The organism is Streptomyces collinus (assembly GCF_031348265.1).
Taxonomy (GTDB): Bacteria; Actinomycetota; Actinomycetes; order Streptomycetales; family Streptomycetaceae; genus Streptomyces; species Streptomyces collinus.
The window spans coordinates 1925717-1950771 of record NZ_CP133771.1 but is presented as its reverse complement, the minus strand read 5'-3'; the positions used below and the strand labels follow the sequence as shown (position 1 = coordinate 1950771).

The window sequence follows — 25055 nt, the reverse complement described above, 5'->3', positions numbered from 1 at the left end:
CGAACCCGGTCTTCACAAGGCCCGACTTTCGGTCAGGGGGCCGCTCCTGAAATAGTTCCCCCCGATGTTCGACATCCCTAGACTCCCCATGTCGGGGGTAACTCGGGGGACAACTCAGTGGGGCTGGAGTGCCGGAACTCGTACTGGAATCAAACGGACGTACCTGGACGCTCGATCCGTCCAGGGCATACACCCTCGGACGTGATCCGCAGGGGGACGTCGTCTTCGACGACGCCAGGGTCTCCTGGCGTCACGCCACGGTCAGCTTCAACGGCCGCAGTTGGGTCATCGAGGACCACGGCAGCACCAACGGCACGTTCGTGCAGGGGCAGCGCATCCATCAGCTGGAGCTCGGCCCCGGTTCGGCCGTCAACCTGGGCAACGCGACCGACGGTCCGCGCCTGAACCTCTCCGGCGCCGCGGCCTCCGTCGCCACGCCGCAGGCCCAGCCCCAGCAGCCGTACGCGGCGCAGGGCGCGAACCCGGCGTGGGGGCAGCAGGCCCCGGCCCAGCAGCCGCCGCAGCAGCAGGTCCCGCAGGCCGGCTGGCAGCAGCCGCAGCAGGCCGGGGCGCACATCCCGCAGCAGCAGGGTCCCGGTGGTGTCGCGGGGGCACCTCCGGTCTACGGTGACCGCAGCCCGACCACGTTCCACCAGTTCTCCCTCGGCCGCGTGATGCGCATCGGCCGTGCCCTGGAGAACGAACTGGTCGTCTCCGACCTGCAGGTCTCCCGGCACCACGCCGAGTTCCACTCGACGCCCGACGGCCGTATGGAGATCCGGGACCTCGGCTCCCACAACGGCACGTACGTCAACGGCCAGCCGATCGCCAAGGGCGGCACGCAGCTGCTCGGCCCGACCGACGTCGTCGGCGTCGGCCACTCGACGTTCCGCATCGTCGGCGACCGGCTCGAGGAGTTCGTCGACACCGGTGAGGTGTCCTTCTCCGCCCGCCACCTGACCGTCACGGTCGACGGCGGCAAGCAGATCCTCAAGGACGTCTCCTTCGGCGTCCCGGAGAAGTCGCTGATCGCGGTCATCGGCCCGTCCGGCTCCGGCAAGTCGACCCTGCTCAAGGCGCTCACCGGCTACCGGCCCGCCAACCAGGGCGAGGTGCTGTACGACAACCGCAACCTCTACAAGCAGTTCGCCGAGCTGCGCCAGCGCATCGGTCTGGTCCCGCAGGACGACATCCTGCACAAGGAGCTGACCGTCAAGAAGGCCCTCAAGTACGCGGCCAAGCTGCGCTTCCCCGCCGACACCACCGGCGCCGAGCGCGAGGCCCGCATCGACGAGGTGCTGCGCGAGCTCAAGCTCGACATCCACAAGGACAAGAAGGTCACGTCCCTGTCCGGCGGCCAGCGCAAGCGCGTCTCGGTCGCCCTGGAGCTGCTCACCAAGCCGTCGCTGATCTTCCTGGACGAGCCGACCTCGGGCCTCGACCCGGGCATGGACCGCGACGTCATGCAGCTGCTGCGCGGCCTCGCCGACGACGGCCGTACGGTCCTCGTCGTCACCCACTCGGTGGCCGAACTGGCGATCTGCGACAAGCTGCTGGTGATGGCGCCGGGCGGCTCGGTCGCCTACTTCGGCCCGCCCGAGGAGGCGCTGAACTTCTTCGGCTACGACACCTGGGCCGATGTCTTCTCCGCCTTCGAGAACTACCGCGACTACGACTGGGCGGGCCGCTGGAAGGGCTCGCAGCACTACCAGATGTACGCCGCGGACATCGACGCCGTCGCGCCACAGTCCGTACAGGTCCCGCAGATGCAGGCGATGAAGCCGCCGAAGCCGCAGGGCTGGATGTCCCAGTTCATCACGCTTGTCCGGCGATACGTCTCAGTGATCGCCTCGGACAAGGGCTTCCTCGCCCTGATGGTGATCCTGCCGGCCGTGCTGGGCGCGGTCAGCCTGCTCATCGACGCCGACAGGGGCCTGCTGCCCAACCCGGCCAACCCGGAGACCGGCCGCATCATCCCGAACGGCACGGCCACCACGGTCCTGCTGATCCTCGCGGTCGGCGCCTGCTTCGCGGGCGCGGCGAACTCGGTCCGAGAACTGATCAAGGAACGCGTCATCTACGAGCGGGAGCGCGCCACCGGCCTCTCGCGCTCGGCGTACCTGATGTCCAAGGTGTTCGTGCTCGGCATGATCACCGTGCTCCAGGGCCTGCTGGTCGGCGTCATCGGCTTCTCCAGCCGTGAGATCCCCGAAGAGGGCCTGGTCTTCGGCAGCGCCACGATGCTGGAGCTGTCCGTGCCGATCATGGCGCTGGGCTTCACCTCGATGATGTTCGGCCTGATCATCTCCTCGCTGGTGAAGACCGCCGAGAAGACCATGCCGCTGCTGGTGATGTTCGCCATCATCCAGGTCGTCTTCACCGGCTGCCTGTTCGCGCTGCACGGCTCGATCGGCGTCAACCAGTTCTCGTTCCTGATGCCGTCGCGCTGGGCGGTCGCCGCCTCCGGTGCCACGCTGGACTTCAACAAGATCAGCCCGCCCGAGACGGCCGGCGACAACGACCCGCTGTGGGAGCACACGGTCGGGGCCTGGGCCATGGACATGGGCGCGCTCCTCGTCCTCGGCGTGATCTGCGGCTTCTTCGTGGCCCGCTTCCTGCGCCGCCACGAGCCCGAGGTCATGCGCAAGTAACCACCGCCGTACGACGCCCGAAGGGCGGCACCCGTCAGGAGGGTGCCGCCCTTCGGCGTTCGTACAGCGAGCTGAGTCCCGCGCCGGCCTCAGTACGCGCTGTCGACGTTGTCCATCGAGCCGTACTTGTCGGCCGCGTAGTTGCAGGCGGCGGTGATGTTGGCTACCGGGTCGTAGATGTCCCAGGAGGTGCCGGGGACGTGCCAGTGCTTGAAGGTCGGCGGGATGACCTGCAGCAGGCCCTTCGACGGGATGCCGTTGATCGCGTTGATGTCCCAGTTGTTGATCGCCTTCGGGTTACCCGAGGACTCACGGATGATGTTGCGCTTGATGCCGTCGTAGGAGCCCGGGATCCCGTGCTTCTTCATGACGTCGAGCGACTCGCGGATCCAGCCGTCGAGGTTGTTCGGGTAGCTCTTGGCGGCGGCCTTCTTGGCCTCGGCGCGCTTGGCGGCGCGGCTCGCGGCCTCCTTCGCCTCGCGGGCGGCCTCGGCCTTCTTCTTCGCGGCCTCGGCGGCGGCCTTCTTCTTCGCGGCCTCGGCGGCGGCCTTCTTCTTGGCGGCGGCCGCGGCGTCGGCCTTCTTCTTCGCCGCGATCTGCTCGGCCTTCAGGCTGGCGCCGGCCATCTGGTCCGTGACGCTCGCCTTGACGTCCTTGATCTGCTGGGTGCTGTACGCCACCGCAGCCGGCTGAGCGGCCTCGGTCGTGGTCTTGGTCGAGGCGCCGCTCGGCACCGCGGAGAACCCGATGGCGGCGGCGCCGAGGGTGGCGACACCTGCCATGGCGATCTTGTGGTGACGGGTCAGGCTACGACTCTGAACACGGCTGAAGATGTTCTTGGGCATGCTGCGTGGACCTCTTCGAATAGCGCGGGAGTCGCTCGGCGTCCGGCGTTGGACTCGGTGTGTTTCCGACACAAACGCCGCGGAGGTGAACCCACGGCGCTGAGCGACGTCGCCAATTCTTAGCGGCAGCAAAATGGCGTGGCAAAGGTGTGACGTACGAAGGAAGATAGTGGATCAGGGAGGGGCAAATCGGTGCAGATTGGACTGTCCGTGCCGCTCAAAAGGGGCGACTTTGTCTCCTACGTCCCTTCGTACGTGACGTGGGTCCTATGCGAGGGCTCACACCGCCCCTAGATCAGCCTCACGCGCAGTTGCACAAGCGATGCTGTGTGTGAGCCCTTTCAGGGGCGTGCTGAGGGCAGGACGAGGTGCACGTCCCCGAACTCGTGCCACAGATAGCGCCCTTGCAGCGCGGCCTCGTACCCCCGCTCGACCGCCACCCGCCCCGCGACCGCCTCCAGCATCAGCAGATGCGAGGCCTCCGGCTCGTGCAGCCCGGTCAGCAGCCCGTCCACCACCCGCACCCCCCGCTCCGGCGTGACGACGAGGTCCGTCCACCCCGCACCCGCGCGTACGGCTCCGTCGGCGCCCACCGCCGACTCCACGGCCCGCACCGCCGTCGTCCCGACCGCCACCACCCGGCCCCCACCGGCCCTCGCGGCCTCGATCAGCCGCGCCGACGCCTCCGGCACCGCGAAACGCTCCGGATACGGCGGCTCGTGCGCCTCCGCCGAGGCCACCCCCGTGTGCAGCGTGACCGGCGCGAACAGCACCCCCCGGCTCACCAGCTCCGCCACCAGCCGCGCCGTGAAGGGCCGCGCCGCGCTCGGCATCTCCGCGCTGCCCGTCCCGTCCGCCGACGGCAGCGCGAACACCGTCTGATAGACGGACAGCGGCTGGTCCCGCTCCGTATAGGCGTAGCGAATGGCCCGCCCGTAATCCCGCAGCAGCCCCGGCACCCCCGCCCCGGACACCCGCGCCCACCACAGCCGCTCACCCCGCCCGCTCAGCGGCTCCTCCAGAACCAGCCGCACACCACCCGGCAGGCGCACCTCCCTCCCCGCAGGCCCACCCGCACGCGCGCGTGTGGTGCCCCGCCCGTCGGGCTCCCGCAGCTCCACCGCCCAGCGGCCGTCGTCCCCGCGCGTCGAGAAGTGCACCACCACGCGCGCGTGCCCGGTCCATCCGTCCACGGCCGCCGCCAGCGTGGCCGAGGTGTTGACCACGAGCAGGTCCCCGGCCCGCAGCAGCAGCGGCAGCTCCCGGAACGTGTGATGCGCCACCTCGGCACCCCGCGACACCAGCATCCGCACGGCGTCCCGCTCCAGCCCCGGCCCCCGCTGCTCCACGGGCACCCGGGCCGACAGCTCCTCCGGCACACGCACGGCCAGTGTCATCGGGCTCCGTCCAGCAGCGCCGGGGCCCCGTACCGCCCGCTCGCCGGACGTTCGTCCAGCAGCCGCAGGAACCCCGGCACGACAGCCGCCGGCTCCGGCCGCGGCTCCCGGTCCTCCGGTACGGCCGCCGCGTACAGGTCCGTGGCCATGTCCCCCGGATCGACCGCCCAGACCCGCAGCCCCGGCTCCTCCACGGCGAGCACGGCCACCAGATGGTCCAGAGCCGCCTTGGACGCCCCGTAACCGCCCCAGGTCTGGTACGCCTCGGCGGCCGCGTCCGAGCTCACCGCGACGACGGCGCCCGCCCGCGAGGCCCGCAGCAGCGGAAGCGCCTCCTGGACCAGACCCAGCCCCGCCACCAGGTTCACCTCCAACGCCCGGCGCAGCCCCTCCAGGGGCAGCTCCTCCAGCCTGACCAGCGGCTCGGCACCCAGCGCGCTCGCGTTGTGCACCAGCAGGTCGACGCCGCCCAGCCGCCAGGCCGCCCCCACCAGCTCCGCCCGGTGCCCGGCGTCCGTGACGTCCCCGGGCAGGGCGGCCACCCGCGTGCCCTGCGCGGACACCTCCTTTGACGTCTCCGCCAGCGCCTTTGCGCCCCTGGCGTCGAGCACCAGGTCCCAGCCCCGCCCGGCCAGGGCCAGGGCCAGCGCCCGCCCCAGCCCCTTCGATGCCCCGGTGATGATCGCAACCGGCATGATCCGCTCCCTCATCTTGATCGCGTGCCCTCAACCTAGGAACGGGGCCACCCGGGCCGCCTCGGACGCGGGCCGCAATCCACCGGGTCCCTTCGCCCTACGCCATGGGCCCGGCGGCCCCGGCCGTAGGACCCGCCGCCCGGCGGTCTCGGCCCCGGGACCTAGGCCCACCGACCGGGCACCCGGCCGCCGGCGGTCCGATCCGCCCCGTCACAGCCCGCCGGTACCGTGAGGACATGAGTCACGGTCCCCGGTCCGGCCTCGCCGCGGTGAGCTCCGCGTTGCTGGCCATGAGCAGGCATCTAGAGGTGCGCGACGTCCTCAAGACGATCGTCGCCTCGGCCCGCGAGCTGCTCGACGCGCAGTACGCCGCGCTCGGCGTCCCGGACGACCACGGCGGCTTCGCCCAGTTCGTCGTCGACGGCGTCAGCGAGGAGCAGTGGAAGGCCATCGGCCCCCTCCCGCGCCAGCACGGCATCCTCGCCGCGATGCTGCACGAGGCCAGGGCCGAACGTCTCGCGGACGTCCGCAAGGACCCCCGCTTCGAGGGGTGGCCGAAGGCCCACCCGGACCTGGTCGACTTCCTCGGCCTGCCGATCCGCGACGGCGACGAGGTCATCGGAGCGCTGTTCCTGGCCAACAAGAACTGTGAGCGGCCCGAAGGCGGCTGCGGCTTCACCGAGGACGACGAGGAGCTGCTCGGCATCCTCGCCCAGCACGCCGCGATCGCCCTCACCAACGCCCGCCTCTACGAGCGCAGCCGTGAACTGACCATCGCCGAGGAGCGCTCCCGCCTCGCCCACGAACTGCACGACGCCGTCAGCCAGAAGCTGTTCTCCCTGCGCCTGACCGCCCAGGCCGCGGCCCGCCTGGTGGACCGCGACCCCTCCCGCGCCAAGGGCGAACTCCAGCAGGTCGCGGCCCTGGCCGCCGAGGCCGCCGACGAACTGCGCGCCGCGGTCGTCGAGTTGCGGCCCGCCGCCCTCGACGAGGACGGCCTCGTGGCGACCCTCCGGACACAGATACAGGTCCTCGACCGGGCCCACAGCGCCCGTGTCACCTTCGCCGGCCACGGCGTGAAGGCCCTGCCCGCATCCCAGGAGGAGGCCCTCCTGCGCGTCGCCCAGGAAGCCCTGCACAACGCCCTGCGCCACTCCGGTGCCGACCACGTCGAGGTGACCCTGGACCGCCTCGGCGGCGGAGCCGTCCTGCGGATCACGGACGACGGCAGCGGCTTCGACCCGCAGGCGGTGCGTCACGCGGGACGCCATCTCGGCCTGGTCTCCATGCGGGACCGGGCGAGCGGCGCCGGCGGCACGCTGACCGTGGAATCGGTGCCCGGCAAGGGCACCGTCATCGAAATGGAGGTCCCCGGTGGCTGACGCGATCAAGGTGCTGCTCGTCGACGACCACCAGGTCGTCCGCCGTGGTCTGCGCACCTTCCTCGAAGTGCAGGACGACATCGAGGTCGTCGGCGAGGCGGCGGACGGCGCCGAAGGAGTCGACCGCGCCGAGGAGCTGAAGCCCGACGTCATCCTGATGGACGTCAAGATGCCGGGCATGGACGGCGTCGACGCCCTGCGCAGACTCCGCGAGCTGGCCAACCCCGCGCGCGTGCTGGTCGTCACCAGCTTCACCGAGCAGCGCACGGTGGTCCCGGCCCTGCGCGCCGGCGCTGCCGGATACGTCTACAAGGACGTCGACCCCGACGCCCTCGCCGGAGCCATCCGCTCGGTGCACGCCGGGCACATCCTCCTCCAGCCGGAGGTCGCCGGCGCCCTGCTGGCGCAGGAGGAGAACAACGCGGGGACGGGAAGGGCCGGTTCGCTCACCGAGCGGGAACGCGAGGTGCTCGGGCTGATAGCGGACGGCCGCTCCAACCGGGAGATCGCCCGCGCGCTCGTCCTCTCCGAGAAGACCGTCAAGACCCACGTCTCGAACATCCTGATGAAACTCGACCTGGCCGACCGAACACAGGCCGCCTTGTGGGCCGTTCGCCATGGCGTGACGGGCTGACGGGCTCCCCCACGGCAACGCGGAAGGTTGCGTTCCGGACCGAGATTCATACTGTCGTGGGAACGTCCCTCATATGGCGCAACCTCGATGGATCTCCGCCGTTCTCCAGTGCGTGCTGCGGCGCCTGCCGCGGCAATCGCAAGGAGGGCTCAGAAGTGAAGAACCTGAAGAAGGCAGCGGCCGTGACGATGGTGACGGGTAGCCTGCTGGCCGCCGGCGCGGGCATCGCCTCCGCCACCAGCGCGCACGCCGACGGCCAGGCCGTGGGCTCCCCGGGCGTCGGCTCGGGCAACGTCGTCCAGGCCCCGGTGCACGTCCCGGTCAACGTGTCCGGCAACAGCGTGAACGTCGTGGGCATCCTGAACCCGGCCTTCGGCAACCTCGCCGTCAACCACTGACACCCCACCTCCGTCTCCGAGCCGGAGGTGTCCCGGCCTCCCGGTCCTGCCCGGGAGGCCGTTCGGCGTGGCTACGGGCATGCGTGCCGCCCCGCTGCGGGCATGCGTGCCGCTAGGGGCGATGGGGGTCCCCCCTGCTCGAGCGAAGCCGAGAGCTTGGGGGAGGGTGGGTGCAGGCGGCGCCCCGCGACGCCGGGCTGCGCACCCACCCGGCCTCAGCGCCAACGCCGGGCACCACGCCCCACCTCGTCACCGCACCCCCCGCTCCCGCTCCTCCACAACGGAGTTGTACGCCGCGACCTGCGCCCGCCGAGCCGTCCGCTCCACCGGCCGCAACGCCTCCCGCCGCGCGGAGATCTCCGACGAACTCACCGCGCCCCCGTGCCCACTCTCCGTCGCCACGCCGATCAGCGTCCCCACCCGCTGCGCCAGCTCCAGCACCCGCACCGCCCGCGGCGGATACCCCGGCGCCAGCACCTCCCGCCCCCGCTCGGCCCGCGCCCGGTACGCATCGATCGCCGCCTCCGCCACCGGCCCGGACCCCGCCACGTCCAGCCGCGTCAGCACCTCCGTGGCCTCCCGCAGGGCCTCCGCCAGCTCCCGCTCCGCCTCGCCCAGCGACGGCACATCCGCGGGCGGCGCCTCCCGCACCGGCAGCACATGCCACACCACCTCGACCTGCACCCCCTCGGGACCGGCCTCGTACACGTCCGGCACCAGCCCGTAGGCGGCCCCGTGGCAGACCACCGCCTCCTCGGCCTCCAGCGCACGCGCGTTGAACTCCGGCGGCCCGCTCAGCCCCAGCGGATGCCCCGGCGCGGGCAGAGCCACCCGCAGCCCGGTCACCCCGAGCGTCCGCAGCCGCCCGAGCGCGAGCGTCAGTCCGACCTGTCCCGACTCGCCCGGCAGCCCCTCCACCCGGTGCACCGCGTCCGCGCCGACGATGGCGAGAACGGCGTCGTCCGGCGAGACAAGCCCGGCCAAAAGGGCATTTCCCCAAGCTGCGAGACGTCCAGCACGTGGTTCCGAGAGCATGCCTCCACCCTAGGACCCTCCAAGGACCGGACCGAGGGAACGCCCGGTACGACCGGTGGCGTAGATTTCATGGAGGGCTGCGCCCACCGGCGCGGCGGACCGAGCCACAGGCTTACGCGACAGCCGAGACCGGCCACACTGCAAGGGGAGACAACGCGCTCATGAGCGATGTTCTGGAGCTTCAGGACGTATCCGTGGTCCGTGAGGGCCGGGCTCTGGTGGACCAGGTCTCCTGGTCGGTCAAGGAGGGCGAGCGCTGGGTCATCCTCGGCCCGAACGGCGCCGGCAAGACCACCCTCCTCAACCTCGCTTCCACCTACCTCTTCCCCAGCTCGGGCACCACCGCCATCCTCGGCGAGACCCTCGGCCGGCCCGGCACCGACGTCTTCGAGCTGCGCCCCCGCATCGGCATGGCCGGCATCGCCATGACCGAGAAGCTCCCCAAGCGCCAGACGGTGCTGGAGACCGTCCTCACCGCCGCGTACGGCATGACCGCCACCTGGCACGAGGACTACGAGGACATCGACGAGCAGCGCGCCCGCGCCTTCCTCGACCGCCTCGGCATGAGCGAGTACCTGGACCGCAGGTTCGGCACGCTCTCCGAGGGCGAGCGCAAGCGCACCCTGATCGCCCGCGCCCTGATGACCGACCCCGAGCTGCTCCTCCTCGACGAGCCCGCAGCCGGCCTCGACCTCGGCGGCCGCGAGGACCTCGTCCGCCGCCTCGGCCGCCTCGCCCTCGACCCGATCGCCCCCTCGATGCTCATGGTCACCCACCACGTCGAGGAGATCCCCCCGGGCTTCACCCACGTCCTCATGATCCGCCAGGGCAAGGTCCTCGCCGCCGGCCCGCTGGAGCTCGAACTGACCTCCCGCAACCTCTCCCTCTGCTTCGGCCTCCCGCTCGTCGTCGAACAGTCGGGCGAGCGCTGGACCGCGCAGGGCCTCCCGCTCTCCTGAGCCTGACCGCCGCTTCCCAAATCCCAGGGCAAGAACGGGATTTCACACCACGGGCGCCCTGTCGGCGACAGGGCCCGCGGACCTACCATGACCATGTGGAAATCGACGCATGGCTGTGGTGGCTGATCGGCGCGGCAGCGCTCGGCATCGCGCTCGTGGTCACCGCGATGCCCGAACTCGGCATGCTGGCGGTGGGCGCCATCGCCGCGGCGGTGGTCACCGGCGTCTTCGGCGGCGGAGCCGTCGCCCAGGTCGCGGTCTTCGCCGTCATCTCGGCCGCGGGCATCGCCGTCGTACGGCCCATCGCGAACCGTCACCGTGCTCAACGACCCCAATTCGCCTCCGGCGTGGAGGCGTTGAAGGGCAGACGAGCCGTCGTCCTGGAACGCGTCGACGCCTCCGGCGGCCGGATCAAACTCGCCGGAGAGGTCTGGTCGGCCCGCGCTCTCGACACCGGCCGCGCCTACGAATCAGGCGAGGAAGTGGATGTCGTGGACATCGAAGGAGCCACCGCGATCGTCATGTGACCTCGCAGGACGTAACTGGAGTGGAACTCCTCGCCAGCCACGCGACGGTCTGTCAGACTCGACCAGCAAGATCTTCGACAACCATAAGATCTGCCGAAGACGCCGAAGCGGAGAAGGGACACGGGGAACGACGATGGAACCGGTCATCATCGTCCTGATCATCCTGGTGGTGTTGGTCTTCATCGCCCTGATCAAGACGATCCAAGTCATCCCACAGGCCAGTGCGGCCATCGTCGAGCGCTTCGGGCGCTACACGCGGACACTCAACGCGGGCCTCAACATCGTCGTCCCGTTCATCGACACCATCCGCAACCGCATCGACCTGCGCGAACAGGTCGTGCCCTTCCCGCCGCAGCCGGTGATCACCCAGGACAACCTGGTCGTGAACATCGACACCGTCATCTACTACCAGGTGACCGACGCACGGGCCGCGACCTACGAAGTCGCCAGCTACATCCAGGCGATCGAGCAGCTCACCGTCACCACCCTCCGCAACATCATCGGCGGCATGGACCTGGAGCGGACCCTCACCTCCCGCGAAGAGATCAACGCGGCCCTGCGCGGCGTCCTCGACGAGGCCACCGGCAAGTGGGGCATCCGCGTCAACCGCGTCGAGCTCAAGGCGATCGAACCGCCCACCTCCATCCAGGACTCGATGGAGAAGCAGATGCGCGCCGACCGCGACAAGCGCGCCGCGATCCTCCAGGCCGAAGGTGTCCGGCAGTCGGAGATCCTGCGCGCCGAGGGTGAGAAGCAGTCCCAGATCCTGCGCGCCGAGGGCGAGGCCAAGGCCGCCGCCCTGCGCGCCGAGGGCGAGGCCCAGGCCGTGCGCACGGTCTTCGAGGCCATCCACGCCGGCGACCCGGACCAGAAGCTCCTCTCCTACCAGTACCTCCAGATGCTCCCCAAGATCGCCGAGGGCGACGCCAACAAGCTCTGGATCGTCCCCAGCGAAATCGGCGACGCCCTCAAGGGCCTGTCCGGCGCCATGGGCAACTTCGGCGGCCTCGGCGGCGGTTCCGGCGGCAACTCGGGCGGACCCCAAGCCGGCGTCCCCGCCCAGGAGCGCCGCGAGAAGCCGTCCATCGACTGACCTGGCACACACGGAGGGGCCCGCTTCCCAGGGAAGCGGGCCCCTCCGTATGACAGCTCTAGGCCGCGGGCTGTGCCAGCCACTCCGGCAGCGCGTCGAAGTCGTCCTGCCCCAGCGCCAGCAGCATCGCGTCCGCCGGAGTCGGCTCGAACGGCTGCCGCAGCAGCGGCATCCCCGCCTCCTCCGGAGTCCGGTTCGCCTTACGGTGATTGTCCTGCGCACACGAGGCCACGGTGTTCAGCCACGTGTCCTGACCCCCCTGCGACCGCGGCACCACGTGGTCCACGGTCGTCGCCCGCCGACCGCAGTACGCGCACCGGTTCCGGTCCCTGATCAGCACACCCCGCCTCGACCACGGCGCTCGTCTTCGGAACGGCACCCGTACGTACTGGCAGAGCCTGATCACACGGGGCGCCGGTATGTCGACCGCGGCTCCCCGCATCCGCAGTTCGGGGTGGGCCTGCTCGACGACGGCCTTGTCCTGAAGCACCAGAACGACGGCTCGATTCAACGTCACCGTCGACAGCGGCTCGAAGCTCGCGTTCAGTACCAGCGTGTCCCGCATACCAGCCCACCTCCCGTGTGCACCGGCCCACCCCCTGGCGGGCTGGGATCAACTCTGGCCGGGCACGCCGAGATGGACAACGCAATATCTGCTGCTCCACGAGGGGTGACCCCCGCGACCCCCGACAACAAAAATGCCCGCTCCTGATCAATTCCAAGACCAGGAGCGGGCAAACGTTCCGTGAACGCCGGGATCGCAGGCGGCTTCCTCAGCCCTCGGCGGGCACCTCGTACTCACCGATCAGCTGGGCCCGCCCGATCGTGTGGAACCTCAGGTTGAAGCCGACGACGGCAGGCGACGCGTCCGCGTCCGGACCGAGCTTCTCCTCATCCACGGCGTACACCGTGAACACATACCGGTGCGGCCCGTCCCCGGGCGGCGGCGCGGCCCCGCCGAACTCCTTGCCGCCGTAGTCGTTCCGAGCGTGGATCGCGCCCTCCGGCAGACCCTCGAACTTGCCGCTGCCCGCACCGGCCGGCAGCTCGGTCACCGACGCCGGGATGTCGAACAGCACCCAGTGCCAGAACCCACTGCCCGTCGGAGCGTCGGGGTCGTAGCAGGTCACGGCGAAGCTCTTGGTCTCGGGCGGGAACCCCTCCCACCGCAGCTGCGGCGAGGTGTTGCCCGCCGCCTGGACCTGAGCGTCCTTGAGCGTCGCACCTTCCTCGACGTCCGCGCTCGTCACCGTGAACGACGCAACGGGCGGATGGAAGTCGTGGGGGAGCGGCCGCCGCTTGAGCTCGGTCACCTCGGTACCTCCTGATCGTTTCTTGCAGTCGCCCCCGAGCCTAGAACCAGTTGCGCTTGCTGCCGACCTCGGACAGCCACTGGTTGAGGTAGGCGGTCCAGTCGGTCCCCTGGTAGTCGTTCAGACCCACCTGGAACGACCGGAAGGTGTCACTGCCCTCGCTGAACAGCCCCGGCTTCTTGTCCATCTCCAGCACCACGTCCATCGTGTGCTGATCGGCCACGAAGCTCAGCTCGACCTGGTTCAGCCCCCGGTACTGCTGCGGCGGGTAGAACTCGATCTCCTGGTAGAACGGCAGCTTCTGCCGCGTACCCCGGATGACACCGCGCTCCATGTCCGCGTTCTTGAACCGGAAGCCCAGCTGGAGGAACGCGTCGAGGATCGCCTTCTGCGCCGGCAGCGGGTGCACGTTGACCGGGTCCAGGTCACCGGAGTCCACCGCACGCGCGATCTCCAGCTCGGTCGACACCCCGATGTTCATGCCACGGAGCGCCTGACCGTCGATCATCGTGATCGGCGTCTCCCACGGGATCTCGAGACCGAACTGCACCGCGTGCACGGCGTTCGCCTGCAGCTCGAACGCCCCGCCCAGCCGCGACTTCGTGAACTCGATGTCCTGCTTGTACTCCTGGTCGCCGCTCTCCACCTCGACCTTGGCCTGCAGCCCGACCGAGAGCCCCTCGATCTGCTGGTTGACGGACCCGCCCTGGATCCGCACCTCACCCTGGACGACACCGCCCGGGACGACGTTGACCTCGTGCAGCACCGTCTCGACCGAAGCCCCGCCGGCCCCCAGGCTCGCGAGCAGCTTCTTGAACGCCATGTCTCTCCCTCTCGCCCACTACGGGTGGATCCTTGATCCCTACATACGCGATCCGGCCGTGGCCGGTTCCATGCCCCACCCTTGCAAGGCCGGTGCCCGACGGCCACCCCGCGACACCACGTGTCTCCAGTACCCTCGGACGCCATGATCGCGACCCCCGACCGTACGCCCTTGTCCAGGGAGTTCTTCGACCGGCCCGTCCTCGATGTCGCCCCCGACCTCCTGGGCCGCATCCTGGTACGCAGCACCCCGGACGGTCCGATCGCCCTCCGCCTCACCGAGGTCGAGGCCTACGACGGCGCCGATGACCCCGGCTCCCACGCTTATCGCGGCCGTACGGCACGCAACGACGTGATGTTCGGTCCGCCCGGTCACGTGTACGTCTACTTCACCTACGGCATGTGGTTCTGCATGAACCTGGTCTGCGGCCCCGAGGGCAAGGCGAGCGCGGTCCTCCTCCGCGCCGGCGAGATCATCGAGGGCGCCGAACTGGCCCGGACCCGTCGACTCTCGGCCCGCAACGACAAGGAACTGGCCAAAGGCCCGGCCCGCCTGGCCACGGCCCTCAACGTGGACCGCTCCCTCGACGGCACGGACGCGTGCACCTCGCAGGACACCCCACTTCGCATGCTGACGGGCACTCCCATCCCCTCCGACCAGGTACTCAACGGCCCCCGCACCGGCGTGGGCGGCGACGGAGCCGTGCACCCCTGGCGCTACTGGGTCTCCAACGACCCCACGGTGAGCCCCTATCGAGCCCATGTCCCGAGGCGCCGCCGAAGTTGACGCGTCCTGCCGGGGTGCGTAATGTAGTCCGAGCCGCTGAACCGGGTAGGGCAATCGCCCGCAGCCGGAAGCGGCCAAACCACTACCTAGCGACTCCCCTCAGCAGGGGCGAATTCGGCGTGCCCGCATGCCTGAATTCGGCGCCGGCAGACTCGATTATGAGCTGGACGGGGAATCGGCTAACGTAGTGAATGTCGAAAGGCCGACAGGCGAAAGCCCGGGGCCGAACGGCAAATCCCGCCGACAGGGAATCGGATCGAAAAGGATCTGATAGAGTCGGAAACGCAAGACCGAAGGGAAGCGCCCGGAGGAAAGCCCGAGAGGGTGAGTACAAAGGAAGCGACCGTTCCTTGAGAACTCAACAGCGTGCCAAAAGTCAACGCCAGATATGTTGATACCCCGTCCATCGGACAACCGATGGTCGAGGTTCCTTTGAAAAAACACAGCGAGGACGCTGTGAACGGTCGGGCCTATTCCGCCTGACTGTTCCGCTCTCGTGCGTGTCATCCCGATTACGGGAAAACATTCACGGAGAGTTTGATCCTGGCTCAGGACGAACGCTGGCGGCGTGCTTAACACATGCAAGTCGAACGATGAACCACTTCGGTGGGGATTAGTGGCGAACGGGTGAGTAACACGTGGGCAATCTGCCCTGCACTCTGGGACAAGCCCTGGAAACGGGGTCTAATACCGGATACTGATCCGTCTGGGCATCCAGATGGTTCGAAAGCTCCGGCGGTGCAGGATGAGCCCGCGGCCTATCAGCTTGTTGGTGAGGTAGTGGCTCACCAAGGCGACGACGGGTAGCCGGCCTGAGAGGGCGACCGGCCACACTGGGACTGAGACACGGCCCAGACTCCTACGGGAGGCAGCAGTGGGGAATATTGCACAATGGGCGAAAGCCTGATGCAGCGACGCCGCGTGAGGGATGACGGCCTTCGGGTTGTAAACCTCTTTCAGCAGGGAAGAAGCGAAAGTGACGGTACCTGCAGAAGAAGCGCCGGCTAACTACGTGCCAGCAGCCGCGGTAATACGTAGGGCGCGAGCGTTGTCCGGAATTATTGGGCGTAAAGAGCTCGTAGGCGGCTTGTCACGTCGGTTGTGAAAGCCCGGGGCTTAACCCCGGGTCTGCAGTCGATACGGGCAGGCTAGAGTTCGGTAGGGGAGATCGGAATTCCTGGTGTAGCGGTGAAATGCGCAGATATCAGGAGGAACACCGGTGGCGAAGGCGGATCTCTGGGCCGATACTGACGCTGAGGAGCGAAAGCGTGGGGAGCGAACAGGATTAGATACCCTGGTAGTCCACGCCGTAAACGGTGGGCACTAGGTGTGGGCAACATTCCACGTTGTCCGTGCCGCAGCTAACGCATTAAGTGCCCCGCCTGGGGAGTACGGCCGCAAGGCTAAAACTCAAAGGAATTGACGGGGGCCCGCACAAGCGGCGGAGCATGTGGCTTAATTCGACGCAACGCGAAGAACCTTACCAAGGCTTGACATACACCGGAAAGCATTAGAGATAGTGCCCCCCTTGTGGTCGGTGTACAGGTGGTGCATGGCTGTCGTCAGCTCGTGTCGTGAGATGTTGGGTTAAGTCCCGCAACGAGCGCAACCCTTGTCCCGTGTTGCCAGCAGGCCCTTGTGGTGCTGGGGACTCACGGGAGACCGCCGGGGTCAACTCGGAGGAAGGTGGGGACGACGTCAAGTCATCATGCCCCTTATGTCTTGGGCTGCACACGTGCTACAATGGCCGGTACAATGAGCTGCGATACCGCGAGGTGGAGCGAATCTCAAAAAGCCGGTCTCAGTTCGGATTGGGGTCTGCAACTCGACCCCATGAAGTCGGAGTCGCTAGTAATCGCAGATCAGCATTGCTGCGGTGAATACGTTCCCGGGCCTTGTACACACCGCCCGTCACGTCACGAAAGTCGGTAACACCCGAAGCCGGTGGCCCAACCCCTTGTGGGAGGGAGCTGTCGAAGGTGGGACTGGCGATTGGGACGAAGTCGTAACAAGGTAGCCGTACCGGAAGGTGCGGCTGGATCACCTCCTTTCTAAGGAGCACTTCTTACCGATCCCTTCGGGGTGAGGTCAGAGGCCAGTACATCAGCGAATGTCTGATGCTGGTTGCTCATGGGTGGAACGTTGACTACTCGGCACACTTGATCGTCTTCTCCTTCTAGTACTGCTCTTCGGAGCGTGGAACGTTGAGGGAAGCGGGGAGTGTGTCGGGCACGCTGTTGGGTGTCTGAGGGAATGAACTTCCTCAGTCGCCGGCCCCGGTAAAGCATCACGGAAGTGGTGTGTGACGGGTGGCTGGTCGTTGTTTGAGAACTGCACAGTGGACGCGAGCATCTGTGGCCAAGTTTTTAAGGGCGCACGGTGGATGCCTTGGCACCAGGAACCGATGAAGGACGTGGGAGGCCACGATAGTCCCCGGGGAGTCGTCAACCAGGCTTTGATCCGGGGGTTTCCGAATGGGGAAACCCGGCAGTCGTCATGGGCTGTCACCCTTGTCTGAACACATAGGGCAAGTGGAGGGAACGCGGGGAAGTGAAACATCTCAGTACCCGCAGGAAGAGAAAACAACCGTGATTCCGGGAGTAGTGGCGAGCGAAACCGGATGAGGCTAAACCGTATACGTGTGAGACCCGGCAGGGGTTGCGTATGCGGGGTTGTGGGATCTCTCTTCCACGGTCTGCCGGCCGTGGGACGAGTCAGAAACCGTTGATGTAGGCGAAGGACATGCGAAAGGTCCGGCGTAGAGGGTAAGACCCCCGTAGTCGAAACATCAGCGGCTCGTTTGAGAGACACCCAAGTAGCACGGGGCCCGAGAAATCCCGTGTGAATCTGGCGGGACCACCCGCTAAGCCTAAATATTCCCTGGTGACCGATAGCGGATAGTACCGTGAGGGAATGGTGAAAAGTACCCCGGGAGGGGAGTGAAATAGTACCTGAAACCGTGTGCCTACAAGCCGTGGGAGCGTCGGATGGAAGCTTGCTTCCATCTCGTGACTGCGTGCCTTTTGAAGAATGAGCCTGCGAGTTTGCGGTGTGTTGCGAGGTTAACCCGTGTGGGGAAGCCGTAGCGAAAGCGAGTCCGAATAGGGCGTTTCAGTAGCACGCTCAAGACCCGAAGCGGAGTGATCTAGCCATGGGCAGGTTGAAGCGGAGGTAAGACTTCGTGGAGGACCGAACCCACCAGGGTTGAAAACCTGGGGGATGACCTGTGGTTAGGGGTGAAAGGCCAATCAAACTCCGTGATAGCTGGTTCTCCCCGAAATGCATTTAGGTGCAGCGTCGTGTGTTTCTTGCCGGAGGTAGAGCACTGGATAGGCGATGGGCCCTACCGGGTTACTGACCTTAGCCAAACTCCGAATGCCGGTAAGTGAGAGCGCGGCAGTGAGACTGTGGGGGATAAGCTCCATGGTCGAGAGGGAAACAGCCCAGAGCATCGACTAAGGCCCCTAAGCGTACGCTAAGTGGGAAAGGATGTGGAGTCGCAGAGACAACCAGGAGGTTGGCTTAGAAGCAGCCACCCTTGAAAGAGTGCGTAATAGCTCACTGGTCTAGTGATTCCGCGCCGACAATGTAGCGGGGCTCAAGCGTACCGCCGAAGTCGTGTCATTCACACAATAGGGCCAACGCCTGTGTGGATGGGTAGGGGAGCGTCGTGTGCCGGGTGAAGCAGCACCGGAAGGTAGTTGTGGACGGTTCACGAGTGAGAATGCAGGCATGAGTAGCGATTCACACGTGAGAAACGTGTGCGCCGATTGACTAAGGGTTCCTGGGTCAAGCTGATCTGCCCAGGGTAAGTCGGGACCTAAGGCGAGGCCGACAGGCGTAGTCGATGGATAACCGGTTGATATTCCGGTACCCGCTGTGAAGCGTCAAACATCGAGCATCGTGATGCTAAGGCCGTGAAGCCGCCCTGGAGCCTTCGGGCAAAGGGGAGTGGTGGAGCCGCTGAACCAAGCGGTTAGTAGGTGAGTGATGGGGTGACGCAGGAAGGTAGTCCATCCCGGGCGGTGGTTGTCCCGGGGTAAGGGTGTAGGCCGTGATAGGCAAATCCGTCACACAAGGCTGAGACCTGATGCCGAGCCGATTGTGGTGAAGTGGATGATCCTATGCTGTCGAGAAAAGCCTCTAGCGAGTTTCATGGCGGCCCGTACCCTAAACCGACTCAGGTGGTCAGGTAGAGAATACCGAGGCGTTCGGGTGAACTATGGTTAAGGAACTCGGCAAAATGCCCCCGTAACTTCGGGAGAAGGGGGGCCACACTCGGTGATCCGATTTACTCGGTGAGCTGGGGGTGGCCGCAGAGACCAGCGAGAAGCGACTGTTTACTAAAAACACAGGTCCGTGCGAAGCCGTAAGGCGATGTATACGGACTGACGCCTGCCCGGTGCTGGAACGTTAAGGGGACCGGTTAGCTCAGATTCGTCTGGGCGAAGCTGAGAACTTAAGCGCCAGTAAACGGCGGTGGTAACTATAACCATCCTAAGGTAGCGAAATTCCTTGTCGGGTAAGTTCCGACCTGCACGAATGGCGTAAACGACTTCTCGACTGTCTCAACCATAGGCCCGGTGAAATTGCACTACGAGTAAAGATGCTCGTTTCGCGCAGCAGGACGGAAAGACCCCGGGACCTTTACTACAGTTTGATATTGGTGTTCGGTTCGGCTTGTGTAGGATAGCTGGGAGACTGTGAACTCTGGACGCCAGTTCAGGGGGAGTCGTCGTTGAAATACCAGTCTGGTCGTGCTGGATGTCTAACCTGGGTCCGTGATCCGGATCAGGGACAGTGTCTGATGGGTAGTTTAACTGGGGCGGTTGCCTCCTAAAGAGTAACGGAGGCGCCCAAAGGTTCCCTCAGCCTGGTTGGCAATCAGGTGTTGAGTGTAAGTGCACAAGGGAGCTTGACTGTGAGACCGACGGGTCGAGCAGGGACGAAAGTCGGGACTAGTGATCCGGCGGTGGCTTGTGGAAGCGCCGTCGCTCAACGGATAAAAGGTACCCCGGGGATAACAGGCTGATCTTCCCCAAGAGTCCATATCGACGGGATGGTTTGGCACCTCGATGTCGGCTCGTCGCATCCTGGGGCTGGAGTCGGTCCCAAGGGTTGGGCTGTTCGCCCATTAAAGCGGTACGCGAGCTGGGTTTAGAACGTCGTGAGACAGTTCGGTCCCTATCCGCTGTGCGCGTAGGAATATTGAGAAGGGCTGTCCCTAGTACGAGAGGACCGGGACGGACGAACCTCTGGTGTGCCAGTTGTTCTGCCAAGGGCATGGCTGGTTGGCTACGTTCGGGAGGGATAACCGCTGAAAGCATCTAAGCGGGAAGCCTGCTTCGAGATGAGTATTCCCACCTCCTTGAGAGGGTAAGGCTCCCAGTAGACGACTGGGTTGATAGGCCGGATATGGAAGCACGGTAACGTGTGGAGTTGACCGGTACTAATAGGCCGAGGGCTTGTCCTCAGTTGCTCGCGTCCACTGTGTTAGTTCTGAAACCACGAACGGCCCCATGCATGGTCACGGTTGGTGTGCTTGTTCGACAGTCACATAGTGTTTCGGTGGTTATAGCGTAGGGGAAACGCCCGGTTACATTCCGAACCCGGAAGCTAAGCCTTACAGCGCCGATGGTACTGCAGGGGGGACCCTGTGGGAGAGTAGGACGCCGCCGAACAATCTTTGGAAGGACCCTTGGTCCCAGCGTTCAGCTGGGACCAAGGGTCCTTTTTGTTTTTGCACTGCGCGCTGGGCACCCGGCTGCGCGAGAATGACTTGCGGTACCGAAGACAGGAGTCACCATGTCCACCAACTCTCCCGAGGACCGACCGGAGCGCGACCAGCGGCGACGGGAGGGGGACCGGAGCGACCGCAACGACCGCGGCGGTCAGCGCGGGGGCCGCGGCGGAGACCGTGGGGGCTTCCGCCGCGACAACGACCGAGGCGGCAACGACCGTAGCGGGTTCCGGCGGGACGACCGCGGCGATCGCCCCGCCTTCCGGCGCGACGACCGGGACGACCGCGGTGAGCGCCGCGACGACCGGGACCGTGGCGGGTTCCGTCGTGACGACAACCGTGGTGGCGGATACGGCCGGCGTGACGACCGCGATCGCGGACCGCGCAGGGACGACCGCGACCGTGGCGGGTTCCGCCGGGACGACCGCGGCGATCGCCCCGCCTTCCGGCGCGACGACCGGGACGACCGCGGTGAGCGCCGCGACGACCGGGACCGTGGCGGGTTCCGTCGTGACGACAACCGTGGTGGCGGATACGGCCGGCGTGACGACCGCGATCGCGGACCGCGCAGGGACGACCGCGACCGTGGCGGGTTCCGCCGGGACGACCGCGGCGATCGCCCCGCCTTCCGGCGCGACGACCGTCGGGATGACCGTCGGGACGACAGGCGTGACGACCGACGCGACGACCGTCGTGGTGAGCGGCGCGAGGGCGACCGTGGTGGGTTCCGCCGGGACGACCGCGGCGATCGCCCCGCCTTCCGGCGCGACGACCGTCGGGATGACCGTCGGGACGACAGGCGTGACGACCGACGCGACGACCGTCGTGGTGAGCGGCGCGAGGGCGACCGTGGTGGGTTCCCCCGTCGCGACGACCGGGACCGTGGCGGTTTCCGTCGCGACGACAACCGCGACCGTGGCTTCCGTGGTGACGACCGGGACCGCGGGTTCCGCGGTGGTGATCGAGACCGCCCCAGGGACGGTGACCGCGGCTTCCGGCGTGACGACCGCGGTGGTTTCCGCGGCCGGGACGAGCGCCGGGACGAGCGTCGCGGGGACGACCGCGGGGAGCAGCGTGGCGGCTTCCGGCGTGACGACGCCGGCCGGGGCGGGCGTCCCGGATTCCGTCGCGAGGACGGCCCCCGCAGCGACCGCGGCGAATTCCGTCGTGACGACCGTCGCGACGACCGTCGTGGGGACGACCGCGGTGGTTTCCGTGGCCGTGACGACCGAGGCGGGCGTGGGCCCCGTCGGGACGACCGTGGCGACCGTCCGGCCTTCCGGCGCGACGGTGACCGGCGCGACGGTGACCGGCGCGACGGCGACCGGGGTGGCTTCCGCGGCCGGGACGACCGGCGTGGCCCCGGCCGGTTCCGTGAGGAGCGGGACCGGGACAGGGAGCCCATCAAGCGGCTGCCGATCCCCGAGGACGTCACCGGCGACGAGATCGACAAGGACGTACGGCAGGAGCTGCAGAGCCTGCCCAAGACGCTCGCGGAGGACGTCGCCAGGAACCTGGTGATGGTCGCGCGGCTCCTCGACGAGGACCCCGAGGGCGCGTACGGCTACTCCAGGGTCGCGCTGCGGCTGGCCTCGCGTGTCGCCGCCGTGCGGGAGGCCGCCGGGTTCGCCGCCTACGCCAACCAGAAGTACGGCGAGGCGCTGGGCGAGTTCCGGGCCGCCAAGCGGATGACCGGGAACATCGACCTGTGGCCCGTCATGGCCGACTGCGAGCGAGGGCTCGGGCGGCCGGAGAAGGCGCTGGACATGGCCGGGGCGCCCGAGGTGCACAAGCTCGACAAGGCCGGGCAGGTCGAGATGCGGCTCGTCGCGGCCGGTGCGCGGCGGGACATGGGGCAGCTGGACGCGGCCATCGTGACGCTGCAGAGCCCGGAGCTGGCCGCGAACTCCGTGCAGCCGTGGACCGCGCGACTGCGGTACGCCTACGCCGACGCGCTGCTCGCCGCCGAGCGGCAGAGCGAGGCGCGGGAGTGGTTCGCGAAGGCCGTCGAGGCCGACCGCGACGGCAGCACCGACGCCTCGGACCGGCTTGCCGAGCTGGACGGCGTGGAGTTCGTCGACGCCATGGCCGAAGACGAGGACGACGAGGTCCAGGCTCCGGCTTCGTCCGAGGCGAGCGAGCACGAGGACGAGGACCAGGACGAGGACCAGGACGAGGGCGCCGACCAGGGCGACAAGGACTGACGTCCACTGACGTCCGTCGAAGGAGGGGCGGGAACCCGGCCGTGAGGCCCGGGGTCCCGCCCCTTCGTCATGTCGTCACCGGCTTCGCCCTGTCAGAGGTCCAGGGCCCGCAGCACCAGGCCCGTGGCCGGTTTCGGGCCGAACGACGTCGACTTGCGGGGCATCGTCACGCCCTGGCGGGCCAGGTCGCGGACGACCTCCTCGCGGACCGGGTGCATCAGAACGGCCGTTCCGCCGTCGCGTTCCGCCTTCTCCACCGTGGCCGCCGTGTCGTGGATGTAGGCGATGTGGGCGGGGGAGTCCTCGGGGATGCGCCAGACGTGCTCGAGGAGCGTGGCGTGCAGGACCGTCGCGTCCAGGGTGCGCCAGGCCTCGGGGCGGTCGGCGGGGATGGTGCGGGCCAGCAGGTCGGGGTCCGGATCGTCGACGAGGTGGAAAGCGCCGTCGCCGGCCAGCAGGAAGGCGTTGCCGGCGCGGGCCGCGCCGCCCAGGGCGTCCAGGGCCTCGGGCAGGGGTACTTCGAGCCGGCGCACGCGGAAACGGCCCTTCAGGGCTGCCACCGCCTCGCCGACCGGCAGGTCGTGCAGCAGACGGTGGATCGCGCGGACCCGGAGCGGGTACCGGGCCGTGTCGACGAGGAGGACCAGGCCGTGGTCCCACGGGCTGGGCGAGGGGTGCTCCGTGCGGAGGCGGCGGTAGGTCGCCCAGCGGTGGTGGCCGTCTGCGATGAGGGCCTGGTGCCGGACGAGGCCGGTCTGGACCGCGGCCAGGTCCTCGGGAGAGGTGACCGACCACAGGCGGTGGTGGAAGCCGTCCTCCGTGGTGGTGGCGAGGAGCGGGGGCAGTTCGGCGGTGCGCTCGATCAGGTCGGCCGTGGCAGCCGTCGCCTCGTCGCCCCGGTAGGTGAGCAGGAGGGGTTCGAGGTTGGCCGAGGTGGCGCGCATGAGGTCGGCGCGGTCGGCGACGATGTGCGGCATGACGTCCTCGTGCGGCAGCACCACCTGCTCGGCGGGATCGGACACGCGCAGGGCGCCGATGATGCCGCGCTGCAGCATGCCGCCGCCGTCCCGCTGCTCGTAGACGTAGAGCCCCGGTTCCGGGTCGGTGGTCAGGACGCCCTCGGACAGCCAGCGGCGCAGGGTGTCGGCGGCCTGTTCGTTGCGGGCGCTGGGCGTGGCGGCCTGGGGGAGGATCAGTCGGACGATGTTGTACGGGTCGGCGGCCTCGAGGTGGTGCAGGCCGTCGGGGCGCACCACGACGTCGTACGGCGGAGATGTGACGGCGGCTAGGCTGCCGACCCGGTCGGGGTCGTAACGAAGGCCTCGGAACGGGGTGAGTTCCAGGCCTCGGTGCGCCGTTGCCTCCGAGTGACCTGCTGTATTCATCCCGGCATCGTACGGGTGTCAGTGGCATGGGGGATGATCGGGGGAAAGCCGTCGAACGAGGAGCGATGCGGGATGAGCCGGAGCGTCAGGACGAGGCCCGAGGGCAGTGGGCAGGCCCTGAGCGAGGCGTACGACACGGCGCTGCTCGATCTGGACGGCGTCGTGTACGCGGGCGGGAGCGCGATCGCGCACGCGGTCGAGTCGCTGGCCCGGGCCAGGGAGGGCGGCATGCGGCTCGCGTACGTCACGAACAACGCGCTGCGGACGCCGGACACAGTGGCCGGGCATCTGACGGAGCTGGGGATACCGACGGGCGCGGAGGAGGTCATCACCTCGGCGCAGGCGGTCGCGCGGCTGATCAGTGAGCAGGTGCCGCAGGGCGCCCGGGTGCTGGTGATCGGCGGTGAGGGGCTGCGGGTCGCGCTGCGCGAACGCGGGCTGGTACCGGTGGAGTCGGCGGACGACGATCCGGCGGCGGTGGTGCAGGGGTTCGGCGGGCCCGATCTGCCGTGGGGCCGGTTCGCCGAGGCGTCCTACGCGGTGGCCCGGGGCGTGCCGTGGTTCGCGTCCAACACCGACCTGACCATTCCGAGCGGGCGGGGGATCGCGCCGGGCAACGGCGCCGCGGTGGAGGTCGTCCGGATCGCCACGGGTGCCGAGCCGCAGGTCGCGGGCAAGCCGCTGCCCCCGATGCACCGGGAGACGATCCTGCGGACCGGCGCGCGGCGGCCGCTGGTGGTGGGGGACCGGCTGGACACGGACATCGAGGGTGCGTTCAACGGGGACGTCGACTCGCTGCTGGTCCTGACCGGCGTCACCGACGGCGCGCAGCTGCTGGCCGCGCATCCGCAGCACCGGCCGACGTATGTGGACGCGGATCTGCGCGGGATGCTCGGCCGTCAGCCGGAGGTCGTCGAAGCGGGCGAGGGCGGATTCCGGTGCGGTGGCTGGACGGCGACGGCCGGTGCGGACCGGCTGGAGCTCGACGGGGAGGGTGAGGCTCTGGACGGCCTGCGCGCGTTGTGCGCCGTGGCGTGGACGGCGGCCGGTGAGGGTGGCTGCGAGCTGGACGGGGAGAAGGCGCTGGCGCGGCTGGGTCTCTGAGCGTCTGTCAGCGCCCGGGCCGGGTACCCGGGGCGGAGCCGGGAATCCGAATCTTGCTCGAATGCGAGGGTAGGCTAACCTAAC

At 68.1% G+C, this 25055-nt stretch carries 19 protein-coding genes and 3 rRNA genes; 14 read left to right on the top strand and 8 right to left on the bottom strand.

Annotated elements, in window-relative coordinates:
* Positions 1–128 precede the first annotated feature (128 nt).
* The gene (locus RFN52_RS08735) at positions 129–2651 is read left to right on the top strand and encodes an ABC transporter ATP-binding protein/permease (protein WP_184844634.1); all 2523 of its coding nucleotides are present in this window, start codon (positions 129–131) and stop codon (positions 2649–2651) included.
* Positions 2652–2740: 89 nt separating this feature from the next.
* Here the strand turns inward: RFN52_RS08735 and RFN52_RS08730 are convergent, their stop codons facing one another.
* The 3 genes from RFN52_RS08730 to RFN52_RS08720 all read right to left on the bottom strand — a co-directional run bounded on the left by RFN52_RS08730 (position 2741) and on the right by RFN52_RS08720 (position 5588).
* Positions 2741–3496, bottom strand: a complete 756-nt coding sequence (locus RFN52_RS08730; RefSeq protein WP_184844631.1) for a transglycosylase SLT domain-containing protein — start codon at positions 3494–3496, stop codon at positions 2741–2743.
* A gap of 341 nt (positions 3497–3837) precedes the next feature.
* Positions 3838–4893, bottom strand: coding sequence for an S-adenosylmethionine:tRNA ribosyltransferase-isomerase (locus tag RFN52_RS08725; protein ID WP_184844628.1), 1056 nt, complete (start codon positions 4891–4893; stop codon positions 3838–3840).
* Positions 4890–5588 carry an SDR family NAD(P)-dependent oxidoreductase gene (locus RFN52_RS08720; RefSeq protein WP_184844626.1) on the bottom strand — a complete coding sequence of 233 codons (699 nt, stop codon included), beginning with the start codon at positions 5586–5588 and terminating at the stop codon, positions 4890–4892. The genes RFN52_RS08725 and RFN52_RS08720 overlap by 4 nt, the downstream gene beginning before the upstream one ends.
* Before the next feature lie 236 nt (positions 5589–5824).
* Here RFN52_RS08720 and RFN52_RS08715 point away from each other — a divergent pair, with 236 nt between their 5' ends.
* The 3 genes from RFN52_RS08715 to RFN52_RS08705 all read left to right on the top strand — a co-directional run bounded on the left by RFN52_RS08715 (position 5825) and on the right by RFN52_RS08705 (position 8002).
* Positions 5825–6970: a GAF domain-containing sensor histidine kinase gene (locus RFN52_RS08715; protein WP_184844623.1), complete on the top strand. Its 1146-nt coding sequence runs from the start codon at positions 5825–5827 to the stop codon at positions 6968–6970.
* On the top strand, positions 6963–7604 hold the full coding sequence (locus RFN52_RS08710; protein WP_184844620.1) for a response regulator: 642 nt from the start codon (positions 6963–6965) through the stop codon (positions 7602–7604). The genes RFN52_RS08715 and RFN52_RS08710 overlap by 8 nt, the downstream gene beginning before the upstream one ends.
* A gap of 155 nt (positions 7605–7759) precedes the next feature.
* A complete protein-coding gene (locus RFN52_RS08705) occupies positions 7760–8002 on the top strand; it encodes a chaplin (RefSeq protein WP_184844617.1) in 243 nt (80 codons plus the stop codon).
* Between the two features lie 249 nt (positions 8003–8251).
* On the opposite strand, the gene RFN52_RS08700 is transcribed toward RFN52_RS08705, so the two are convergent.
* Positions 8252–9037, bottom strand: a complete 786-nt coding sequence (locus RFN52_RS08700) for an Rv1486c family protein (protein WP_184844614.1) — start codon at positions 9035–9037, stop codon at positions 8252–8254.
* A gap of 161 nt (positions 9038–9198) precedes the next feature.
* Between RFN52_RS08700 and RFN52_RS08695 the strand changes: the two genes are divergently transcribed.
* The 3 genes from RFN52_RS08695 (at position 9199) to RFN52_RS08685 (ending at position 11616) form a co-directional block, all read left to right on the top strand.
* On the top strand, positions 9199–9996 hold the full coding sequence (locus RFN52_RS08695) for an ABC transporter ATP-binding protein (protein WP_033310988.1): 798 nt from the start codon (positions 9199–9201) through the stop codon (positions 9994–9996).
* A 95-nt stretch (positions 9997–10091) separates the two neighbouring features.
* On the top strand, positions 10092–10523 hold the full coding sequence (locus tag RFN52_RS08690) for an NfeD family protein (RefSeq protein ID WP_161368928.1): 432 nt from the start codon (positions 10092–10094) through the stop codon (positions 10521–10523).
* A gap of 133 nt (positions 10524–10656) precedes the next feature.
* Complete coding sequence (locus RFN52_RS08685; RefSeq protein ID WP_184844611.1) at positions 10657–11616, top strand: SPFH domain-containing protein; 960 nt, start codon at positions 10657–10659, stop codon at positions 11614–11616.
* A 58-nt stretch (positions 11617–11674) separates the two neighbouring features.
* On the opposite strand, the gene RFN52_RS08680 is transcribed toward RFN52_RS08685, so the two are convergent.
* The 3 genes from RFN52_RS08680 to RFN52_RS08670 form a co-directional block, all read right to left on the bottom strand.
* Positions 11675–12181 carry an HNH endonuclease gene (locus RFN52_RS08680; RefSeq protein WP_033310994.1) on the bottom strand — a complete coding sequence of 169 codons (507 nt, stop codon included), beginning with the start codon at positions 12179–12181 and terminating at the stop codon, positions 11675–11677.
* Positions 12182–12389: 208 nt separating this feature from the next.
* Positions 12390–12929, bottom strand: coding sequence for a YbhB/YbcL family Raf kinase inhibitor-like protein (locus RFN52_RS08675; RefSeq protein WP_184844608.1), 540 nt, complete (start codon positions 12927–12929; stop codon positions 12390–12392).
* A gap of 40 nt (positions 12930–12969) precedes the next feature.
* On the bottom strand, positions 12970–13752 hold the full coding sequence (locus RFN52_RS08670) for a sporulation protein (protein WP_107458778.1): 783 nt from the start codon (positions 13750–13752) through the stop codon (positions 12970–12972).
* Between the two features lie 144 nt (positions 13753–13896).
* Here RFN52_RS08670 and RFN52_RS08665 point away from each other — a divergent pair, with 144 nt between their 5' ends.
* The 6 genes from RFN52_RS08665 (at position 13897) to RFN52_RS08640 (ending at position 22482) form a co-directional block, all read left to right on the top strand.
* On the top strand, positions 13897–14538 hold the full coding sequence (locus RFN52_RS08665; protein WP_184844605.1) for a DNA-3-methyladenine glycosylase: 642 nt from the start codon (positions 13897–13899) through the stop codon (positions 14536–14538).
* A 525-nt stretch (positions 14539–15063) separates the two neighbouring features.
* Positions 15064–16589, top strand: a 16S ribosomal RNA gene (locus RFN52_RS08660).
* A gap of 305 nt (positions 16590–16894) precedes the next feature.
* Positions 16895–20011: ribosomal RNA gene (locus RFN52_RS08655) — 23S ribosomal RNA — on the top strand.
* A gap of 91 nt (positions 20012–20102) precedes the next feature.
* Positions 20103–20219 (top strand): 5S ribosomal RNA (gene rrf, locus RFN52_RS08650).
* The 16S, 23S and 5S rRNA genes sit together here, the layout of an rRNA operon.
* A 236-nt stretch (positions 20220–20455) precedes the next feature.
* The gene (locus RFN52_RS08645) at positions 20456–21799 is read left to right on the top strand and encodes a beta strand repeat-containing protein (RefSeq protein WP_184854227.1); all 1344 of its coding nucleotides are present in this window, start codon (positions 20456–20458) and stop codon (positions 21797–21799) included.
* On the top strand, positions 21691–22482 hold the full coding sequence (locus RFN52_RS08640) for a hypothetical protein (RefSeq protein WP_184853833.1): 792 nt from the start codon (positions 21691–21693) through the stop codon (positions 22480–22482). Before RFN52_RS08645 ends, RFN52_RS08640 begins: the two co-directional genes overlap by 109 nt.
* A gap of 92 nt (positions 22483–22574) precedes the next feature.
* Here the strand turns inward: RFN52_RS08640 and RFN52_RS08635 are convergent, their stop codons facing one another.
* Positions 22575–23867: a DUF1015 domain-containing protein gene (locus RFN52_RS08635; protein WP_184844602.1), complete on the bottom strand. Its 1293-nt coding sequence runs from the start codon at positions 23865–23867 to the stop codon at positions 22575–22577.
* Between the two features lie 72 nt (positions 23868–23939).
* Here RFN52_RS08635 and RFN52_RS08630 point away from each other — a divergent pair, with 72 nt between their 5' ends.
* Positions 23940–24971 carry an HAD hydrolase-like protein gene (locus RFN52_RS08630; protein WP_184844599.1) on the top strand — a complete coding sequence of 344 codons (1032 nt, stop codon included), beginning with the start codon at positions 23940–23942 and terminating at the stop codon, positions 24969–24971.
* Positions 24972–25055: the final 84 nt, after the last annotated feature.